Origin of the sequence: Epilithonimonas mollis (assembly GCF_900142325.1) — a bacterium.
Lineage (GTDB): Bacteria > Bacteroidota > Bacteroidia > Flavobacteriales > Weeksellaceae > Epilithonimonas > Epilithonimonas mollis.
Genome location: NZ_FRAM01000004.1, coordinates 182,111 through 200,092, shown reverse-complemented (window position 1 = coordinate 200,092; position 17,982 = coordinate 182,111). Strand labels below are relative to the sequence as shown.

18 protein-coding genes are annotated in these 17,982 nt (G+C 36.4%); 16 read left to right on the top strand and 2 right to left on the bottom strand.

The window, feature by feature from the left end; genetic code table 11:
* Positions 1-47: 47 nt before the first annotated feature.
* The 10 genes from BUA97_RS15125 to BUA97_RS15080 all read left to right on the top strand — a co-directional run bounded on the left by BUA97_RS15125 (position 48) and on the right by BUA97_RS15080 (position 11,527).
* The gene (locus BUA97_RS15125) at positions 48-3,275 is read left to right on the top strand and encodes an efflux RND transporter permease subunit (RefSeq protein ID WP_072999835.1); all 3,228 of its coding nucleotides are present in this window, start codon (positions 48-50) and stop codon (positions 3,273-3,275) included.
* 36 nt (positions 3,276-3,311) lie between these two features.
* Positions 3,312-3,617 (top strand): hypothetical protein, encoded by a 306-nt coding sequence (locus BUA97_RS15120; protein ID WP_072999832.1) that lies wholly within the window; start codon positions 3,312-3,314, stop codon positions 3,615-3,617.
* Positions 3,601-3,792 (top strand): DUF6132 family protein, encoded by a 192-nt coding sequence (locus tag BUA97_RS17255; RefSeq protein ID WP_072999830.1) that lies wholly within the window; start codon positions 3,601-3,603, stop codon positions 3,790-3,792. The genes BUA97_RS15120 and BUA97_RS17255 overlap by 17 nt, the downstream gene beginning before the upstream one ends.
* 19 nt (positions 3,793-3,811) lie before the next feature.
* A complete protein-coding gene (locus tag BUA97_RS15110) occupies positions 3,812-4,018 on the top strand; it encodes a YgaP family membrane protein (RefSeq protein ID WP_072999828.1) in 207 nt (68 codons plus the stop codon).
* Positions 4,019-4,323: 305 nt separating this feature from the next.
* Positions 4,324-5,754 (top strand): hypothetical protein, encoded by a 1,431-nt coding sequence (locus BUA97_RS15105; RefSeq protein WP_072999825.1) that lies wholly within the window; start codon positions 4,324-4,326, stop codon positions 5,752-5,754.
* Positions 5,755-6,747, top strand: coding sequence for a caspase family protein (locus BUA97_RS15100; RefSeq protein ID WP_072999823.1), 993 nt, complete (start codon positions 5,755-5,757; stop codon positions 6,745-6,747). It begins immediately after the preceding gene.
* Positions 6,734-8,167: a hypothetical protein gene (locus tag BUA97_RS15095; protein ID WP_139258351.1), complete on the top strand. Its 1,434-nt coding sequence runs from the start codon at positions 6,734-6,736 to the stop codon at positions 8,165-8,167. The genes BUA97_RS15100 and BUA97_RS15095 overlap by 14 nt, the downstream gene beginning before the upstream one ends.
* 461 nt (positions 8,168-8,628) lie before the next feature.
* The gene (gene lpdA, locus BUA97_RS15090) at positions 8,629-10,020 is read left to right on the top strand and encodes a dihydrolipoyl dehydrogenase (protein ID WP_072999818.1); all 1,392 of its coding nucleotides are present in this window, start codon (positions 8,629-8,631) and stop codon (positions 10,018-10,020) included.
* A gap of 9 nt (positions 10,021-10,029) precedes the next feature.
* Entirely contained in the window at positions 10,030-10,662 is a 633-nt protein-coding gene (locus tag BUA97_RS15085) for a hypothetical protein (RefSeq protein WP_139258349.1), read from the top strand.
* Positions 10,663-10,729: 67 nt separating this feature from the next.
* Complete coding sequence (locus BUA97_RS15080) at positions 10,730-11,527, top strand: patatin-like phospholipase family protein (RefSeq protein ID WP_072999812.1); 798 nt, start codon at positions 10,730-10,732, stop codon at positions 11,525-11,527.
* 3 nt (positions 11,528-11,530) lie between these two features.
* Here the strand turns inward: BUA97_RS15080 and BUA97_RS15075 are convergent, their stop codons facing one another.
* A complete protein-coding gene (locus tag BUA97_RS15075; protein ID WP_072999810.1) occupies positions 11,531-12,358 on the bottom strand; it encodes an ion transporter in 828 nt (275 codons plus the stop codon).
* A 119-nt stretch (positions 12,359-12,477) separates the two neighbouring features.
* Between BUA97_RS15075 and parS the strand changes: the two genes are divergently transcribed.
* Genes parS through BUA97_RS15055 form a run of 4 tightly spaced genes read left to right on the top strand, consistent with a single transcriptional unit; the run spans position 12,478 to position 15,288 of the window.
* Complete coding sequence (gene parS, locus BUA97_RS15070; protein ID WP_084081359.1) at positions 12,478-12,936, top strand: type II RES/Xre toxin-antitoxin system antitoxin; 459 nt, start codon at positions 12,478-12,480, stop codon at positions 12,934-12,936.
* Between the two features lie 5 nt (positions 12,937-12,941).
* Positions 12,942-13,394: an RES family NAD+ phosphorylase gene (locus BUA97_RS15065; protein ID WP_072999808.1), complete on the top strand. Its 453-nt coding sequence runs from the start codon at positions 12,942-12,944 to the stop codon at positions 13,392-13,394.
* A 14-nt stretch (positions 13,395-13,408) separates the two neighbouring features.
* A complete protein-coding gene (locus tag BUA97_RS15060; protein WP_072999806.1) occupies positions 13,409-14,506 on the top strand; it encodes a Nif3-like dinuclear metal center hexameric protein in 1,098 nt (365 codons plus the stop codon).
* 2 nt (positions 14,507-14,508) lie between these two features.
* Positions 14,509-15,288 (top strand): zinc ribbon domain-containing protein, encoded by a 780-nt coding sequence (locus BUA97_RS15055; protein ID WP_072999804.1) that lies wholly within the window; start codon positions 14,509-14,511, stop codon positions 15,286-15,288.
* Positions 15,289-15,375: 87 nt separating this feature from the next.
* Here BUA97_RS15055 and BUA97_RS15050 read toward each other — a convergent pair whose 3' ends face one another.
* Entirely contained in the window at positions 15,376-16,191 is an 816-nt protein-coding gene (locus tag BUA97_RS15050; protein ID WP_084081358.1) for a head GIN domain-containing protein, read from the bottom strand.
* Positions 16,192-16,341: 150 nt separating this feature from the next.
* On the opposite strand from BUA97_RS15050, the gene BUA97_RS15045 reads away from it, so the two are divergent.
* Both BUA97_RS15045 and BUA97_RS15040 read left to right on the top strand, forming a co-directional pair.
* Entirely contained in the window at positions 16,342-16,833 is a 492-nt protein-coding gene (locus tag BUA97_RS15045) for a DUF4920 domain-containing protein (RefSeq protein WP_072999801.1), read from the top strand.
* Positions 16,834-17,123: 290 nt separating this feature from the next.
* Positions 17,124-17,960: a 1,4-dihydroxy-2-naphthoyl-CoA synthase gene (locus BUA97_RS15040; RefSeq protein WP_072999799.1), complete on the top strand. Its 837-nt coding sequence runs from the start codon at positions 17,124-17,126 to the stop codon at positions 17,958-17,960.
* The last annotated feature ends 22 nt before the right edge of the window (positions 17,961-17,982 follow it).

The window sequence follows — 17,982 nt, the reverse complement described above, 5'->3', positions numbered from 1 at the left end:
GTTACACTGTTAGATTGATTCATTGTTATATTAAAAAAAATATTTTTATGGAAAAAGGATTCGCAGGACGTATCGCCGAGTTTTTCATCAATTCAAAATTGACCATTCTGTTGATGATTGCTTTGATGATTATTGGCCTTTATAGTTCGACATTAATACCGAGAGAAGAAGAACCGCAGATTATTATTCCGATGGCGGATGTAATGGTAGGTTATCCCGGAGCAAATCCGAAGGAAGTGGAAAGCCGTATCGTAAAACCTCTGGAAAAGATTATTTCCAACATCAAAGGTGTAGAACACATCCATTCTATGGCGATGAACGGACAGGCTATGATTATCGTCCAGTTTTATGTTGGCGAAGATACGGAACGTTCTTATGTAAAGCTTTATGATGAGCTAATGAAGAATAAAAACATCTTTCCGAAAGGTGTGATGGAACCAATGGTGAAAACCCGTTCCATTGATGATGTCCCGATGCTCGGCTTGACTTTGTGGAGTGACAATGCTAATTACAATGACTTTCAGCTTCGTCAGATCGGAGAAGAATTATCTTCCGAAATCAAAAAAATAAAAGATGTTTCTCTTACCAAAACCATAGGTGGCAGAAACCGCCAGTTACAAGTTGTTTTAGATAAAGATAAAATGGCGGAACTGAACGTCGATGCAATTTCTGTAATGCAGATGATTCAGGCGAATAACGGAAGTTCACAATCCGGGAAGTTTGATTCAGGCGATTCTGAATATCTTCTGACAACAGGTCAGTTTCTAAACTCTGCTGAAGATGTTGAAAATCTGGTTATCGGAACTTCACAGAATATGCCGGTGTACCTGAAACAGGTCGCAACGATTAAAGACGGTGCTTCAGATCCTGCCAATTATGTAAGTTTCGGATACGGAAACGCCGTAGAAAGCGGCAAAAAATTCAAATCGGAATATCCTGCAGTTACGGTCTCGGTTTCCAAAGTGAAAGGTGCCGATGCGATGAAAATATCGGAGCAGATTCTTACCAAAGTAGACGAGCTGAAGAAGAATCTGATTCCAAATGACGTACACGTAGAAGTTACCAGAAATTATGGAGAAACAGCTTCTCACAAAGTTTCAGAATTATTGATGCACCTTGGCGTTGCTATTTTGGCAGTAACAATTCTTGTGATGTTAGCAATGGGCTGGAGAGGCGGATTGGTGGTTTTCTTTTCAGTTCCATTGACGTTTGCTTTAACCTTATTCAGCTATTATATCTTAGGATATACATTGAATAGAATCACGCTTTTTGCATTGGTTTTTGTCGTCGGAATTGTGGTGGATGACAGTATCATCATAGCAGAAAATATGCACAGGCATTTTCATATGAGAAAATTACCGTTCAAACAAGCGGCAATTTATGCCATTAATGAAGTCGGGAATCCTACTATTTTAGCAACTTTTACAGTAATTGCTGCGATTTTGCCAATGGCATTCGTATCAGGAATGATGGGTCCCTATATGTCACCAATGCCAATTGGAGCTTCGATCGCGATGATGCTTTCCCTTTTTGTGGCATTAACGGTGACGCCTTATCTCGGTTATCATTTATTAAAGGTAAAAGATGAGCAACATCATAAAGAAGAACAAGGTCTGGAAACAGGCAGAATTTATAAGATCTATAAAAAAATTGAACAACCGCTGTTAGATTCAAAATCAAAACGATGGACGATGATGGGAGTAACTGTGGTTTTACTGTTGATTTCTGTAGCAGCGTTTTTTACCAAATGGGTAGCGGTAAAAATGCTTCCGTTTGACAACAAAAATGAAATTCAGGTAGTAATCGATATGCCGGAAGGAACAACGCTGGAAAGAACTTCAGCCGTTACTCAGGATATCGCGCAATATCTGAAAAAAGTTCCGGAAGTGGTGAACTATCAGAATTATGTAGGTTCTTCTGCACCAATAACTTTCAATGGTTTGGTTCGTCATTACGATATGCGTGGAAGTAGTAATACGGCAGATATTCAGGTCAATCTTTTGCACAAAGAAGACCGTGATAAGCAAAGCCACGATGTAGCGAAAGCAATTCGTCCGGAAATTCAGAAAATAGCGGCCAAATACGAAGCCAATGTAAAGGTAGTAGAAGTTCCGCCTGGACCACCGGTTCTTTCAACAATTGTAGCAGAAATCTACGGCCCTGATTATGAAGGACAAATAAAAGTAGCGAAACAGGTGGAAGATATTCTAAAGAAAACCGATGATGTTGTGGATATCGATTGGATGGTGGAAGCGCCACAGAAAGAATTCAAGCTAGTTCCGGATAAAGAAAAGGCTATGTTGAACGGTGTTGCACCACAGCAGATTGTAGGCAATATGACCTATCTGATGGGAGAGTATCCAATTGGAAACCTTTACGATGAAAAATCTAGTGATCCTGTAGATATTGTTATGAAATTGAAAAATGCCGATAAATCTAATATTCAGGATATTACAGGACTAAAAGTAAAAGGGCAAATGGGAATGGTTCCGGTGAGCGATCTTGTAAAAGTGGAGGAGAAAAAACTGGACAAAACCATTTATAGAAAAGATCAGAAAAGGGTAGTGTACGTGCTTGCTGATATGGCAGGAAAACTGGAAAGCCCGGCTTATGCCATTCTCGGAATGGATGAAAAGCTTAAAAAAATCCAGTTTCCGAATGGTTATAGTATGAATGAACTTTATATGAATCAACCCGAAGATGAGAGTAATTATACCGTAAAATGGGATGGAGAATGGCAGATTACGTTAGAGGTTTTCCGTGATCTGGGAACTGCTTTCGCAGTGGTGATTATCATTATTTATATGCTGATTGTCGGTTGGTTTCAGAATTTCAAAACGCCTATTGTGATGATGGTTGCGATTCCGCTTTCACTCATCGGAATTGTTTTAGGACATTGGCTTTTAGGAGCGTTCTTCACGGCAACCTCTTTTATCGGAATGATCGCTCTGGCTGGAGTAATGGTGAGAAACTCCGTTCTTTTAATCGATTTTATAGAAATCCGTCTGAAAGAGGGAATTCCTATGAAACAAGCCATTATCGAAGCAGGAGCTGTGAGAACAACACCAATTTTATTAACGACAGGAGCAGTCGTAATTGGAGCAGTCATCATTCTTTTTGACCCGATTTTTCAGGGATTAGCTATCTCATTGGTTTTCGGAGCAATAGTTTCTACATTGCTTACATTGGTTGTAGTGCCGTTGGTTTATTATGCTACTGAAAGAAAAAAATGGGAGAGAAAATCCGAATCTGATGACAAGTTTTTTGAAGCATAAAATCTATAAAGTTTTCAACAATTCAACATTTATCTTATGAAACTATTATTAATCACCGCAGTAGAAGAATTTGAAAAAGATGTTATTAATATTCTTAAAAATTCGGGAGTGAGATCATTTTCTTATCAATCTGTAAAAGGTTTTAAAAACGATAAAAACGAAATGAACAACTGGTTCGGAAAAGATGATATTGCTATAGATTCTCTTCTTTTCACGGTTTTTTCAGAGTATAACTGTGTGGATAGCATTTATAAAAATATAAACGAATTCAACTCCAATCAGGAAACTGTTTCCCAGATTCACATTGTAACAATAAATTCAGAAGATGAAAATTTTAAGTAAAAAGAGAGTACCATCGCTTATCGGAGCACTAGTAGGAGCCATTGCAGGATATCTGTATTATTACTTCATTGGTTGCAGCACAGGAAGCTGTGCAATTACTTCCAACCCTTTTAATAGTTCTATTTATGGATTAGTAATGGGCTATCTCTTGGTATCAGTTTTTGATAATAAGTAAAAAAAAATAATAAAAAATTATGCAAACAAGAATAGTACATGCAATCGCAGGCACTTTCATTTTGGGAAGTCTGCTTTTAGGAATTTATGTGAGCTCAAACTGGTTTTGGCTTACTGGCTTTGTAGGAATTAATATGTGGATCCACGCTCTCACGAACTGGTGTCTGATGTACATGATCCTTAGTAAATTTGGGGTGAAAAAAGATGGGACGAAATGTTCCTTATAATTTGCTTCAAGATTTTTATCCTTTGTTATTTTTTAATGAGACAGACTGCAAGAATTAGAATCAATTCCGATAATACGTTTCTTTAACGGTATTTTAGATATAGTTTAAATTGTTTATATTTTATTTGGTTTTTATTTTAAAAAATTATTAAATTAGTAGGCATAATACTAATAATGATGATAATCTGTTAATTTGGTTTCTGCCGGTAGTTTCGAGTTAGATTATAAAGGTTGTTACCTGATAAAATAGATAAGAATTGATTTTAAGTTAAATAAACTAATAATAACCATCAAAATCTTATTAAAATGGAAACTCTTGAGAAGAATTACTACATCAATGTTGGTGTTAATGGAACATTTCGCGATTCAGGAAAAGTTCACACCACATCTTCAGACGTCGATAACATTTTTAAATTTCTTAATGAAAATGAGGTTGAAAAGCTGGTCATTTATTTCCATGGAGGTTTGGTAAGTGAAAAAAATGGAATGAACGCAGCGGAGCTCATGAAAAATTATTTTGCGGATACAAAATTGAAAAGGCACGTTGTTTCGTTCGTTTGGGAAACAGGTCCTATAGAAACTCTGGTTCAGAATCTAAAGGAACTGAAAGAACTGGCCGGTAAAGATCTTTTTCAGGAAGTCGTCAAATTTGTCATTAAAATTGTTGCAAAAAAATTGGGGATTGAAGATGCAAGAGGAGGGGGAGAATACCTGACTGATGAGACTATAGATGATGAAAAACATAAAGTTGCCCCCTTTGAAAAGCTGGATAAAAGTTTTGATTCTAAAGGAGGAGGCGGTTTTCAAATTGATGACGAAGATGAAAGCAACAGTCAGTTTTATGCACAACTCGAAACTGAAAGCAGGAACTTAATCAGAGCGGAGGGTTCCGAGGAAATCAAAAATGTAAGTGATGATAATGGAGAAGTCGCTAAAGGTGGTTTTTTTGCTATTGCTAAAGTTGTTGCACAGATTTCTTTTGCCGTTTTAAAAAGGTATCTGAAAAAAAACCACCATGATTTTTACCCGACCGTTATGGAAGAGGCTTTCAGAAAAATATACCTTGACAAGGTTGGGCAATGGGGATGGAAACAGATGAAAGATAAATCGGCCAAAATGTTTGAAACTAATGCAGGACTTTCCGGTGATAATCAGCATGCGGGCACATACTTTCTTAATTTGTTAAATAAACATGTTGGAAGCCTGTCAGCAACGGGTAAAACTATTGAGATAGAGCTGATTGGCCACAGTGCCGGTTCTATTGCTATTTGTAATTTGTTGGAAGCAGTGGATAAAAATTTTAGTTCCATAAAGTTTAATAATATATTTTTCTTAGCACCGGCTTGCCGAACGGATTTATTCCTCGAAAAAGGAAAACCGGCATTGGATAAAGGCTTGGTTAAGAATTTTAAAATGTTTACAATGGAAGAAAAGAATGAGAAAAGGGATCACTGCATTCCTTACACTTACACGCATTCTTTATTGTATATGATTTCTGGATTATTTGAAGACGAAGTTGATGCCAAGATTATGGGACTTCATGAACAATTCAGGATCGAGGGACGTTATGCGGCTTTTGATGAATTGAAAAAGCTCAACACTTTTATAACTGCGAATAAACTTGTATTGTCTATCGATACCATAAACTTTGATGAAAGTATGCGCTCAAATTCTCTGAAGCATGCAGATTTTGATAATGATATCTATACCTTAAGATCGATATTAAAATCTATCTAAATGGAGTATGCAATTGTAATTGGTATTGACCATTATGATCAAAGACCACTAAAAGGTGCTGTAGCAGATGCTGAAGCTTTTGCTAAGTTTTTAACGGATAAAAAGCTTATCAGTGATAGCAATCAGAATCTGAAACTCTTTAAGTCCGATGTGGCTAATACGGTAGTTCTTGGGCCAGAGATTGATAAAGCTATCGAGGATATTGTAAAAGATGCCAAAAAAAGGAAGAATGAAAATAACCGTCTCTACTTTTATTTTTCCGGCCACGGCATTGGTAATACTTTTATAAATACCGCATTGTGTATGCGTTATTGGAGTTCAGTATATATAAACCATTGTATTTCAAGTCTGAAATATACCACAGGTATAATAAATAAAGGCGCTTTTGATGAGGTTCTGATCTTTCTTGACTGCTGCAGGGAACATGATACAACAATTGAGGGACTTCCTCCTATCGGCGATTGGCAAAATAAAGTAGGTGACAGAAATCCGAAATTATTCGTTTGTAATTCTACAATCTATGGCAAACTTAGTTATGAAATCGATATCGATTCCAATAAAAAAAGAGGAGCTTTTACTTCCTTTCTGATTGATAGTTTAAATGGTGATGCCGATATAAATGGAAATGGAAAAGTTACTGCTCTGGATCTGAAAAAACATATTGATGATAATTTTTTAAGTTATGCCCAAAGATTTAATAAGATTCAGCAAGGTACTGTATTTACAGATACAGGTGGCGATTCAATCATAATTTGCGAAGTTGAACAATTGACAGCTGAGTATAATTATGAAATTATTTTTAAAAGGAATTCAAATGTTTCTCTTCTGACGCACCAGTTCGCAGAATTGTATAGAGCCAATGTAAAAGTTGGTGATAAATGGCATAAAAAGCTTGGAAGAGGTACTTTTTTATTAAAAGATAATAATAACAACGAACCTCCGAAAGCAATCTTTAATTATTCTGAAAACACAATGAGCTATGATGAATTCTAAAAATAAATATCAAATAAATATTTCCTTCAATCAAAAACTCGAAGGATTACAATTGACTGTGATCGATGGAATGTTCACTATTGTTTTTGAAGGGAACTCAGAATGTTTGCAACTAGAGCTTGATCCTGGTGTTTATCAGTTAAAAGCAGTCTTGATAGATTATTACCAAGAATATCTTTTGCTTGTTGACAGCAACAAGAGTTTCCGGTTTGATTTTAATTATCCCGCTGTTGCTCCTATACTATCATTCAGGACAACCCATGAGTATTTTAGCCAAAATGCCGAACTATACAGTCAGATGTCAACTGTTGTAAGTTCAGAAGATCATCCGGATTTCTTGCTTTTTGCTGCAAAATATGATAAGGATATGTTTCCGGATATTATAATGGAAAACTTGCTTCCACATTATTCTATAATTAAAAATAATAACGAAATACTATATCAGTTAGGTCCGGAAAATGCAAAATATAATAGTGATTATGGCTGGCTGGCATTCTCTGGTAGGCTGCCTGAAGGTCAATATCTTCTGAAATGGACTGATGGAAATGATAGTAGAATTTTTCCATTCTGTATCTTTGATGGCTTCCAGACACAATTTTTTATCCGTTACTCCTCTTTGCCGGATTTTGAAAACTGTTTTTTCTTTTATACAAAAAAATGTTGCTTTAACGCTGATGCAGAAGAGTACCTTGTGCTGGACAAAATTCTTTTCACATACAGGGACTACAGCAATTTCAAATTATTGACCGAGAAAGACCACAGCATCATCAGGCAGCATCCTTATCTGATGACCCTTATTCATATTCTTCAACTAGAACTGTCAGAAAAACTGGATTATGAAAATTGCCAGCTTTTGCTTTTGCCGGATCTGATTCTCCTTTCAGACAAGCTCCAGCACAATGGAAACGACGAACAACTCCCTGTGATTTCTTCAATAATGAATAAGTATTCCAACAATACAATAGATAAAAAAATGCCTTTCAAACCAGGATCTTTAATTGACAGAGCAATTGACCATGTTAAGTATGATCTCTTCTGGAATAATTTTTCAAAGATCGATAATGTGCAGGAATGGATTGAATCATACACTAAAATGATTAGCGAATCAGATAAAATTCCGATCAGCACCAAGGATAATCAAATAATAAAACTGGGAAAAAAACTAATAAACAGTTTTTCTCCGCCTACTGAAATTGTAATTGAAAACAGACTAAATTCATTAATTGGAGAAATTCATTTAGAAAACCTTGAAACTAATGTTGCCAATACCATCAACAGCATCGGAAATGTTTCTGAAGTTGCTGCTAAGCTGAATTTACCGGCAACTCAGGTGTTAAGAAATTATGATACCTATAAAGATATCTACGATAAACTGAACCAGTCACCTTCGGAAATCACGAATAATAAAACACTTTTTTAAAAAAAAGTGTTTTTTATTTTATTTATAAATTATTCAGAATATTCCAACCTTTTTTAAACTACTGCAGGCGGGTTTTTTCGCCACCTGTAAACGTTACCTGAAAAACAACGAAGTTGAAGAAGAAGTTTTAACCGATACTTTCTACCTGATTTTCACAAAGATTAAGCAACTGAAAGATTTTCAAATTTACATCTTCTGTGGCTTCGTTCGATTGGTTTTGAGGCAGCCATAATTCATCAACGATAAAGATTAAACAAAATCATTAATCTTGCAAAACAAGGAAAATCAAAGGATGAAGGCGGTTGTCGCTCAGAATTTATCAGACTGATTGAAAGTTGTAAGCAGATCAAAAATTAATTTTAAAAATTTATATTAATCCAAAAAGCAACTAACAAAGTTGCTTTTTGTCATATTATGCTTCCAATAATTTTCCGTAAATTCGCATCAAATTTTTAAATCAGATGAACTACGATATTATTGTTATTGGAAGTGGACCTGGCGGATATGTAACTGCAATCAGAGCTGCTCAATTGGGTTTCAAAACCGCTATAATCGAAAAAGAAAATCTTGGAGGTATTTGTCTTAACTGGGGTTGTATCCCGACAAAAGCCCTTCTGAAATCTGCTCACGTTTTCAATTATTTGAAACACGCTGAAGATTATGGTCTTAATAAAGTAGAGAATCCTGGCTTCGATTTCACAAAAGTGATACAGAGAAGTAGAGGTGTGGCTTCTAAAATGAGCGGTGGAATTTCTTTCTTGATGAAGAAAAACAAAATTGACGTCATTATGGGAACTGCAACTGTGAAAGCTGGTAAAAAAGTGACTGTCGTAGATGCAGAAGGAAAATCAACTGAATATTCTGGCACCAACATCATCATTGCAACAGGAGCACGATCCAGAGAATTGCCAAACCTTCCTCAGGATGGTAAAAAAGTAATCGGTTACAGACAAGCTTTGTCTCTTCCCGAGCAACCGAAATCTATGATTGTTATAGGTTCCGGAGCGATTGGAATTGAGTTTGCGGATTTTTATAATTCTATGGGAACTAAGGTTACTGTAGTTGAGTTTTTACCAAACATTGTCCCTTTGGAGGATGAAGAAGTTTCAAAACACGTTGAAAAATCCCTTAAAAAATCAGGAATCGAAATAATGACTAATTCTTCTGTAGAGTCGGTAGATACTTCAGGAAACGGCGTGAAGGCAAAAGTGAAAACGGCGAAAGGCGAAATCACTTTAGAGGCAGATATTCTTCTCTCTGCTGTCGGAATTGCTGCGAACGTAGAAGGAATCGGCCTGGAAGCTGTTGGAATCAAAACAGATAAAGGAAGAGTTCTTGTCAATGAATGGTACGAAACTTCTGTTCCGGGTTATTATGCAATTGGAGATATTATCCCAACCCAGGCTTTGGCTCACGTTGCATCTGCGGAAGGAATTACTTGTGTAGAGAAAATCAAAGGATTACATGTGGAAGCTATTGATTACGGAAATATTCCAGGTTGTACTTATTGTCATCCGGAAATCGCTTCTGTTGGTCTGACTGAAAAACAAGCTAAGGAAAAAGGTTACGAAATCAAAGTGGGTAAATTCCCTTTCTCAGCCTCCGGAAAAGCAACTGCAAACGGTGATGTTGACGGTTTCATAAAAGTTATTTTCGATGCAAAATACGGCGAATGGCTGGGTTGTCATATGGTTGGCGACGGCGTTACTGATATGATTGCTGAAGCTGTTGTAGCAAGAAGATTGGAAACAACTGGGCACGATATCATCAAATCTATCCACCCGCATCCGACATTGTCTGAATCAATCATGGAAGCAGCAGCAGCAGCTTACGGTGAAGTGATTCATATTTAAATAACTTTAGTGAAAAATTTATTTTTATTCTTATTAGTTCTTTTTGGTGCAATGTCCCTTTTTGGACAAAAAAAGTTTGAATATAAAAATTATCATTTTTCTGCTAAATATGTACTGAAAAATTCCAAGGATACTATTTTCACAAAAATTGAAAATTTTGACAAGAACAGGTATCCGATTTTTTCTTATTCAACAATTGTTAAAAGACTTCATTTTAGGAATAGTAATGGGGAAAAGGAAGCAATTAATGAGGGTGATATCCAATATTTAGAAATCAATGATAACCTGAATGTCAACAGAGAGTTTATTGCTTCATCATCAGTTCTAAATAAAAATAAAGGATTGTTAGAAGTTTTCCATACCGGCAAAATAAGTTTCTTCTCTGATTATAACTATAATTATGATTTAAGTATTAATAGTTTTGCAAGGGATATTATTGTTGTAAGAGATTATTTAGTGGATAATCAAAATGGAAAATTTTACGGGCCATATGCTCATAAATTAGGTGCTTTTTCTGCAATAACGCTCATGGACAACCTAAAAGAGAATTTTAAAGATTATCCGGATTTACAGAGTATGACAGAGAATGTCCAATCTAAAGAGAGTTTTATTAATTTACTAAAATCTTATGATGCTAAATAATCAGGATTAACATAATATTCATATTATAAAACCACAGATTGTTCTGTGGTTTTTTTAATTTTACTTAATGGAAAATTCGAAAACAGGATTGGTTCTTTCAGGAGGCGGAACGCGTGGACTTGCTCACGCCGGTGTTCTGAAGTTTCTTAAGGAGAAGAATATAGAACCAGACGTTATTTCATGCTGCAGCGCAGGTTCCATCGTCGGTTCTTTATATGCTTTCGGAAAAACAGCGGAAGAGATTTTGGATTTTTTTCAGTCGGTTTATTTTTTCAACTGGAAGCATTTTACGTTTAATCAGCCTGGATTTGTCTCATCAGCTATTTTTTCAACTTATCTCAATCCGATTTTTAAAGATATTACTTTGGGAGATCTGGATAAAGATGTCAGAATCGTTGCCACAGAACTGATTAGCGGACAACAAAAAGTTTTTGAAAAACATTATAAAGTGGTGGATGCCATTATTGCTTCTTCTTGTATTCCGGGTATTTCCACGCCATATTTTATCGGAAAGGAAATGTACAGCGACGGTGGCGTTTTGAATAATTTTCCGGCAGATATCATTCATAATGAGTGTGATAAAATAATTGGTGTCTATGTCACACCGCCACAAGATGTGGAGGTGAATGATCTGAGAAGCATACGTTCAGTTACTACCCGCGCCTATGAATTGTTATCACACAGAACCGAGATTTATAAATTTGCGTTTTGCGATTGGTTTATTACTTCTAAAAAATTATCAAAATATGGAACTTTCGAGCGGAAACCTCATAGACTGGAAGAGATTTTCCAAATCGGTTATGATGAGGCGAAGCGAACCTTTTACGAAAATGAAGAAGAATTTGAAATCTTTTATAAGTCCTAATTATTATATTATTTTTTCACCACAGATCTTACAAAAACGTGCATTGTCTTCATTGTCTTCATTGCCGCAGCGGCTGCATTGGATATCACTTCCCCTACGTTTTCGGAATTCTGAGGTCACGATACCTGTAGGAACAGCGATAATACTATAACCGCAAAGCATTACTATAATTGATAATAATTTTCCAAGTGGTGTTGCCGGAGATATGTCGCCATATCCGACGGTTGTGATAGTAACCACCGCCCAATAAACACTTTGCGGAATACTGCTGAATCCATTTTTTCCACCTTCCACAACATACATAAGTGCCCCTATTATAACGATGAAAATAACCATAAACAAAAGAAAAATATAAATTTTTCTCGAACTGTGCCTGAGTGCAGAAACAATAAAACGGCCATCGTGCATATAGTCTGCCAGATTAAAAATCCTGAAGACCCTCAGTATTCTCAATATTCTGATAATGGCCACAAAATGCCAAACTGGAAAAAATAGACTGATGTAGAAAGGAATAATGGAAAGAAAATCAATGATTCCAAGTGGACTGAAAATATACTCTTCTCTGTCTTTGATGCAGATTATCCTCAGAATATATTCTATCGTAAATATTATTGTAATATAAAATTCGGCGTAGTAGAATTCTTTATAATATTGTAATTTGATGATGGGTATGGTTTCTACCATCAGCAGAACGGTACTGAAAATAATTAATATCAGCAGGCTTATATCGAATATCTTACCAGCTTTAGTATCCGATAAATAAACGGTTTCGTAAATTTTTTTTCGCCAGCCATCTTCTGGAATAAGATCAAATTCTGGTTTTACTTTCATTGATTAAAAATATTAAATGAAGATAGTCAAAAGAATTAAATCAAAAAACAATAAAAAACGAGACAAAAGTCTTTATTTTGTAGACAAAAGTCTTATATTTGTAGAAGAAAAAATTACAAATGAAAAAATACGCACCTTCCAAAGCACATTCGGATATAGTTAATGAGCCTATAGCAGCCTATGGTTATCAAAACTTTGATGATGCAGGATTGTTTCGACTAATGGATATTGCAAAGCATGGGATATCCTTCAAGATATTCGATAATATTACAAAAAAATTCCCTTTTACAATGCAGGAGTGGGCGGATTTTCTTCATATTTCCGCAAAGACTTTGTCCCGTTACCAAAAAGAAGAGAAATCTTTTGATACGCTACAGTCCGAAAAAATCCTGCAGATAGAAATCCTTTACAAAAGAGGAGAAGAAGTTTTTGGTTCGGCCGATGGTTTTTTGATTTGGTTGCAGACGGAGAATATGGCATTGGGAAGAACAAAACCCCAGGATTTACTGGGCAGCAGCTTTGGAATTTCTCTTCTTATGGATGAGCTTACGCGGATAGAACACGGCATTTTAGCATAATCCCAATGATCGTTTACAGGCTCAGCAAGGAGATCTATGCGGATGATCTTAGCGGGAAAGGTGCAGAGATAGCTGGCGGAAGATGGAACAGCAAAGGAAATGCAGCACTTTATACGGCTCAGTCTATTGCGCTTTGTGTGGCAGAGATTGCGGTTCATATTCCTTTAGGGATTTTGCCAAAGGATTATCGTTTGACTCATATTGAGATTCCGGATATTGATTTTCTGGAACCAAAACGCCTTCCGAAGGATTGGAACAGTTTTCCTCATATTCACGATACTCAGAAAATCGGAGACAGATTTCTTAAAGAAAGAAAATTTCTCATTTTGAAGATTCCTTCTGCTGCTGTTCAGGGCGAGTTTAATTATATCATTAATCCGAGACACCAGGATTTTTCTGGAATAAAAATAAAGAAGATAGAAAAGTTTACTTTTGATGACCGGTTGTTTATCAGATAAAAATATTAATTCAAATGAAAATCAAAGAGTTTATTAAAGATTTTGAGCAAATAATCCCAGCAAGACAAGCTGAAGATTTTGATAATGTTGGATTACTTTGTGGAAATCCCGATCGGGAAATTTCCGGTATCCTGATTGCGCACGATGCTTTGGAATCCGTTATAGATGAAGCGATCAAAAAGGATTTTAATCTGGTTCTTTGTTTTCATCCGATTATTTTTTCAGGTTTAAAATCAATCACGGGAAAGAATTATGTTGAGAAAGCGGTTCTGAAAGCTTTAGAAAATAAAATTGCAATCTATGCGATTCATACAGCATTTGATAATGATTATTTTGGGGTTAATTTTAAGATATGCGAAATTCTGGGTGTAAAGGATCAAAAAATCCTGTTGCCTAAACAAAATCAATTAAAAAAACTGGAGGTTTATGTTCCTGTTGATGCTGCTGAGAATTTGAAAAATGCTATGTTTGAAGCTGGAGCTGGAAATATTGGTTTCTATGATGAATGCAGTTTTTCGATCGATGGAAACGGAACTTTCCGAGCTTTGGAAGGTTCAAATCCGGTTGTTGGAAATCAAAATGAAAGAGAAAATGCAAAAGAAGTTTTGCTTTCTGTGATTTTTGAAGATTATAAAAAAAACCAAATTCTCTTTGCAATGCAGCAGAATCATCCGTATGAGGAAGTGGCTTATCAATTGATTGCTCTCGATAATGATAATCAATATACAGGTTTGGGAAGATTTGGAGATTTGGAAACGGAGATGGATGAAACCGGGTTTCTAACATTTGTAAAAGAAAAATTTAATATTAATGTCATCAGACACAATCCTTTAACCCAGAAAAAAATTAAGAGAGTAGGTGTTTTGGGCGGAAGCGGAGCCAGTGGTATCAAAGCGGCTTTAGCGGTAAAATGTGATGCATACCTCACGGGAGATGTCAAGTATCATGATTTCTTTTCAGGAGAAGAAAAAATGCTGATTTGTGACATTGGACATTTTGAGTCGGAACAATTTGTGGTTCAACAATTATTTGAAATTTTGTCCGAAAAATTTACTACCTTTGCCATCGCTAAAACGACAATAAAAACAAATCCTGTTAATTATTTTATATAGATATGGCTAAAGTAAACGAAATTTCTGTTGAAGAAAAATTAAGAGCTCTTTACGATTTGCAAATCATCGATTCCCGTTTGGATGAGATTCGCAATACAAGAGGCGAATTGCCGATTGAAGTGGAAGATCTTGAGATAGAAATTGAAGGTCTTGAAAAAAGAGCCCAAAAATTCGAATCCGAAATTGCTGAGCAGAATGCTGAAATCAACGCTAAAAAAGAGTTGATGAAACAAGCGCACAACCTTATTGAAAAATATAAGACGCAGCAAGATAATGTTAGAAATAACAAAGAATTCGAAGCATTAGCAAAAGAAGTGGAGTATCAGGAACTGGAGATCCAGCTTGCTGAAAAAAGAATCAAAGAATTCGGAGGCAGAATCGATCATAAAAAAGAAACTTTATTGGATCTTACTAATAAAATTGATGAACTTAAAAATCATCTTTCTCATAAAAAAAGCGAACTGGACACACTGATCGCTGAAACTCAGAAAGAAGAAGACTATCTGTTAGAAAAATCTAAAGAGTTTGCCGAGAAAATTGATGAAAGACTTTTGGTCTCTTATCAGAGAATCCGTCAGGGTTCTTCTACAGGTCTTGCAGTTGTAGGTCTGGAAAGAGGAGCACCGAAAGGTTCGTTCTTCACCATTCCGCCGCAAAAGCAGATGGAAATAGCGCAGAGAAAGAAAATCATTATCGATGAGCATTCCGGGAAAATCCTTGTGGATGATGAGTTGGTAAACGAAGAAACTGCAAAAATGGAAGATATTATTAAATTCAACTAATCGGATTTAACTAAAGCCAAATAAAAAGAGCCTTGAAATTTTCAAGGCTCTTCTCGTTTTTGAAAGAAAATAATATAATATAATGAATTATCGGATATTAACAGATCCGGAGCTGCTTTCGTTTTTGGTCACTTTATTCAGTTCCCCTCTCTTGATAACATTGATGTCTCCGCTGGAAGATGCGCTTGCGGTAAGGTTTTGACGGACTCCAATTGTTATATCAGCCGAGGACGACGTTGTCAGAACTGCACTGTCGGCTGTCAAGTTTTCCGCTTTGATATCTCCCGAGGAAGAAGCCTGAGCACTCACGCTGTCCACTTTTCCTTTGATGCTGATTCCGCCGGAAGACGAGGTCTGCATATTCAGAGTTTTGGCGTTCACCTCTCCGTTATAATCGCCGCTGCTGGAAGCCTGGATGTTGATGTTGTTTCCGCTGATATTTCCTTTGATGCTTCCCGAGCTTGATACCTTCACATCAAGGTCAGAAAATTTGAAAGCATCTTTCAGAACAATACTTCCGCTGGAGTTGGCTGCCAATCTGTCAAAATCTTTAGCATACACCTTAATTTTTATTCTGTCGGTAGATATGCTTTTCATGCCTTTGGACTCGATTTTTACCTGCACTTTTCTTCCGTCTTGTTTTACAATGACATATTGCATCAGATCAGAAGGAGCATAAACAACGATTTTTTCCTGGTCAGATTTATAAACTTCTGCATTCAGTGAAGTGGAAATCTGTAATTCGTCAAAGTCTACAGAATAAGATTTCTCAATCACTTCACCTTTGCCGGCATCGGAAAGAATGTGAGAAAACATCACGTCATTAGAGCCATTTTTGGTCTGTATGCAAGAGAAATTTCCTACAGAAGCCAAAAGAATCAGAGATAAAAGTTTTATTTTCATAAGTATAAATTTTATAAGTACAAATTTTAGAGGATTTTGAATTTATATAAGATAAGACAACCGGAAAGTCTCTTTCGTTACATCAAAAAATAAATATTTTCATTTTAATTAATTTTCTAAATTTACAGCATTAAAAATAAATCATTGATTATGAAAAATATATTGTTTGCATTCGTATTGACAGGGTTGTCTGTTTCGGCTTTTGCACAATCTGCTCCGCCAGCCGGTGATGCAAAAGTGGGCGAGTTCTATGGTAAAGATGTTTCTGCAAAGTCGGTTAGGAAGGCGATCTCTACAGACGAACTGAACAAAGAATTAAAATCAACACCAAAAATTGCCAAAACTTCCGTAAAAGGAAAAGTAACCGGTGTTTGTCCGAAAAAAGGATGTTGGGTAAGCCTCGCAACAGATTCAGGAGAAACAATCTTCGTTAAGATGAAAGATTATGCATTCTTCGTTCCAACAGCCTTGGAAGGTAAAACGGTAGTTTTGGAAGGCAGTGCAGAAAGCAAAACCACTTCTGTAAAAGAATTGCAACATTACGCTGAAGATGCCAAAAAATCTCAGGCAGAAATCGACGCTATCACAGAACTAAAAACTGAAACCAGATTTTTGGCAAGCGCTATCAAAGTTGTAGAATAAATTGATTTCAAAATAATTTATAAGCTCTGGATTTTTCCGGAGCTTTTTTATTGGGGCGTAACCCTTTGTTTTATTTGCCTTTTACGTTTTGGTCGCAAAAGAAATTTTCTTCAAGGCAAACAAAACAAGCGGGTCGGGCTATCCGCTAATATCTTTTTTGCCCAAGCTTTTGCCCATGCAAAAAAGGATAACCGCTACTATCCCTTTCGCATTCCAATAAAACGTTTCATTGATTTCCTTTTGAAACAACATCTGTTCTGCGTATATTTACACTCTAAAATTTTCAAAAAATGGCAGACTGGAAGACCGTCAAAGAATACCAAGATATTACCTATAAAAAGTCAAATGGCGTCGCAAGAATCGCTATCAACAGACCAGAAGTCAGAAACGCTTTCCGACCAAAAACAACCTCAGAACTTTACGATGCTTTTTATGACGCTTACGAAGATTCGTCAATCGGAGTAGTTTTGTTGACAGGCGAAGGTCCAAGTCCGAAGGACGGCGGTCACGCTTTTTGCAGCGGTGGCGACCAAAAAGCACGTGGACATCAGGGTTACGTTGGAGAAGACGGAAGACATCGTCTCAATATTTTGGAAGTTCAGCGTTTGATTCGTTTTATGCCAAAAGCGGTGATTGCTGTTGTTAATGGTTGGGCAGTTGGTGGCGGACATTCGCTTCACGTGGTTTGTGATTTGACTTTGGCGAGTGAAGAGCACGCAATTTTCAAACAAACCGATGCTGATGTTACAAGTTTTGACGGTGGTTATGGTTCTGCTTATTTGGCGAAAATGGTTGGTCAGAAAAAAGCCAGAGAAATTTTCTTTTTAGGAAGAAATTATTCGGCTCAGGAAGCTGCTGATATGGGAATGGTCAACGCCGTTATTCCTCATGCAGAATTGGAAAATACCGCCTACGAATGGGCGCAGGAAATACTTGCTAAATCTCCAACATCCATCAGGATGTTAAAATTTGCGATGAATCTGACAGACGACGGGATGGTAGGTCAGCAGATTTTCGCTGGTGAAGCAACGCGTTTAGCTTATATGACAGAAGAAGCGAAGGAAGGTAGAAATGCTTTCCTAGAAAAGCGTAAGCCGAATTTCGGAGACGACCAGTGGATTTCTTAATTAATAAATAAACAGAACAATT

Bases quoted from the DNA above. Each gene is read 5' to 3' on its own strand.
- BUA97_RS15125 (WP_072999835.1), top strand. From the start codon at position 48: ATGGAAAAAGGATTCGCAGGACGTATCGCCGAGTTTTTCATCAATTCA.
- BUA97_RS15120 (WP_072999832.1), top strand. From the start codon at position 3,312: ATGAAACTATTATTAATCACCGCAGTAGAAGAATTTGAAAAAGATGTT.
- BUA97_RS17255 (WP_072999830.1), top strand. From the start codon at position 3,601: ATGAAAATTTTAAGTAAAAAGAGAGTACCATCGCTTATCGGAGCACTA.
- BUA97_RS15110 (WP_072999828.1), top strand. From the start codon at position 3,812: ATGCAAACAAGAATAGTACATGCAATCGCAGGCACTTTCATTTTGGGA.
- BUA97_RS15105 (WP_072999825.1), top strand. From the start codon at position 4,324: ATGGAAACTCTTGAGAAGAATTACTACATCAATGTTGGTGTTAATGGA.
- BUA97_RS15100 (WP_072999823.1), top strand. From the start codon at position 5,755: ATGGAGTATGCAATTGTAATTGGTATTGACCATTATGATCAAAGACCA.
- BUA97_RS15095 (WP_139258351.1), top strand. From the start codon at position 6,734: ATGATGAATTCTAAAAATAAATATCAAATAAATATTTCCTTCAATCAA.
- lpdA (WP_072999818.1), top strand. From the start codon at position 8,629: ATGAACTACGATATTATTGTTATTGGAAGTGGACCTGGCGGATATGTA.
- BUA97_RS15080 (WP_072999812.1), top strand. From the start codon at position 10,730: ATGGAAAATTCGAAAACAGGATTGGTTCTTTCAGGAGGCGGAACGCGT.
- BUA97_RS15075 (WP_072999810.1), bottom strand. From the start codon at position 12,358: ATGAAAGTAAAACCAGAATTTGATCTTATTCCAGAAGATGGCTGGCGA.
- parS (WP_084081359.1), top strand. From the start codon at position 12,478: ATGAAAAAATACGCACCTTCCAAAGCACATTCGGATATAGTTAATGAG.
- BUA97_RS15065 (WP_072999808.1), top strand. From the start codon at position 12,942: ATGATCGTTTACAGGCTCAGCAAGGAGATCTATGCGGATGATCTTAGC.
- BUA97_RS15060 (WP_072999806.1), top strand. From the start codon at position 13,409: ATGAAAATCAAAGAGTTTATTAAAGATTTTGAGCAAATAATCCCAGCA.
- BUA97_RS15055 (WP_072999804.1), top strand. From the start codon at position 14,509: ATGGCTAAAGTAAACGAAATTTCTGTTGAAGAAAAATTAAGAGCTCTT.
- BUA97_RS15050 (WP_084081358.1), bottom strand. From the start codon at position 16,191: ATGAAAATAAAACTTTTATCTCTGATTCTTTTGGCTTCTGTAGGAAAT.
- BUA97_RS15045 (WP_072999801.1), top strand. From the start codon at position 16,342: ATGAAAAATATATTGTTTGCATTCGTATTGACAGGGTTGTCTGTTTCG.
- BUA97_RS15040 (WP_072999799.1), top strand. From the start codon at position 17,124: ATGGCAGACTGGAAGACCGTCAAAGAATACCAAGATATTACCTATAAA.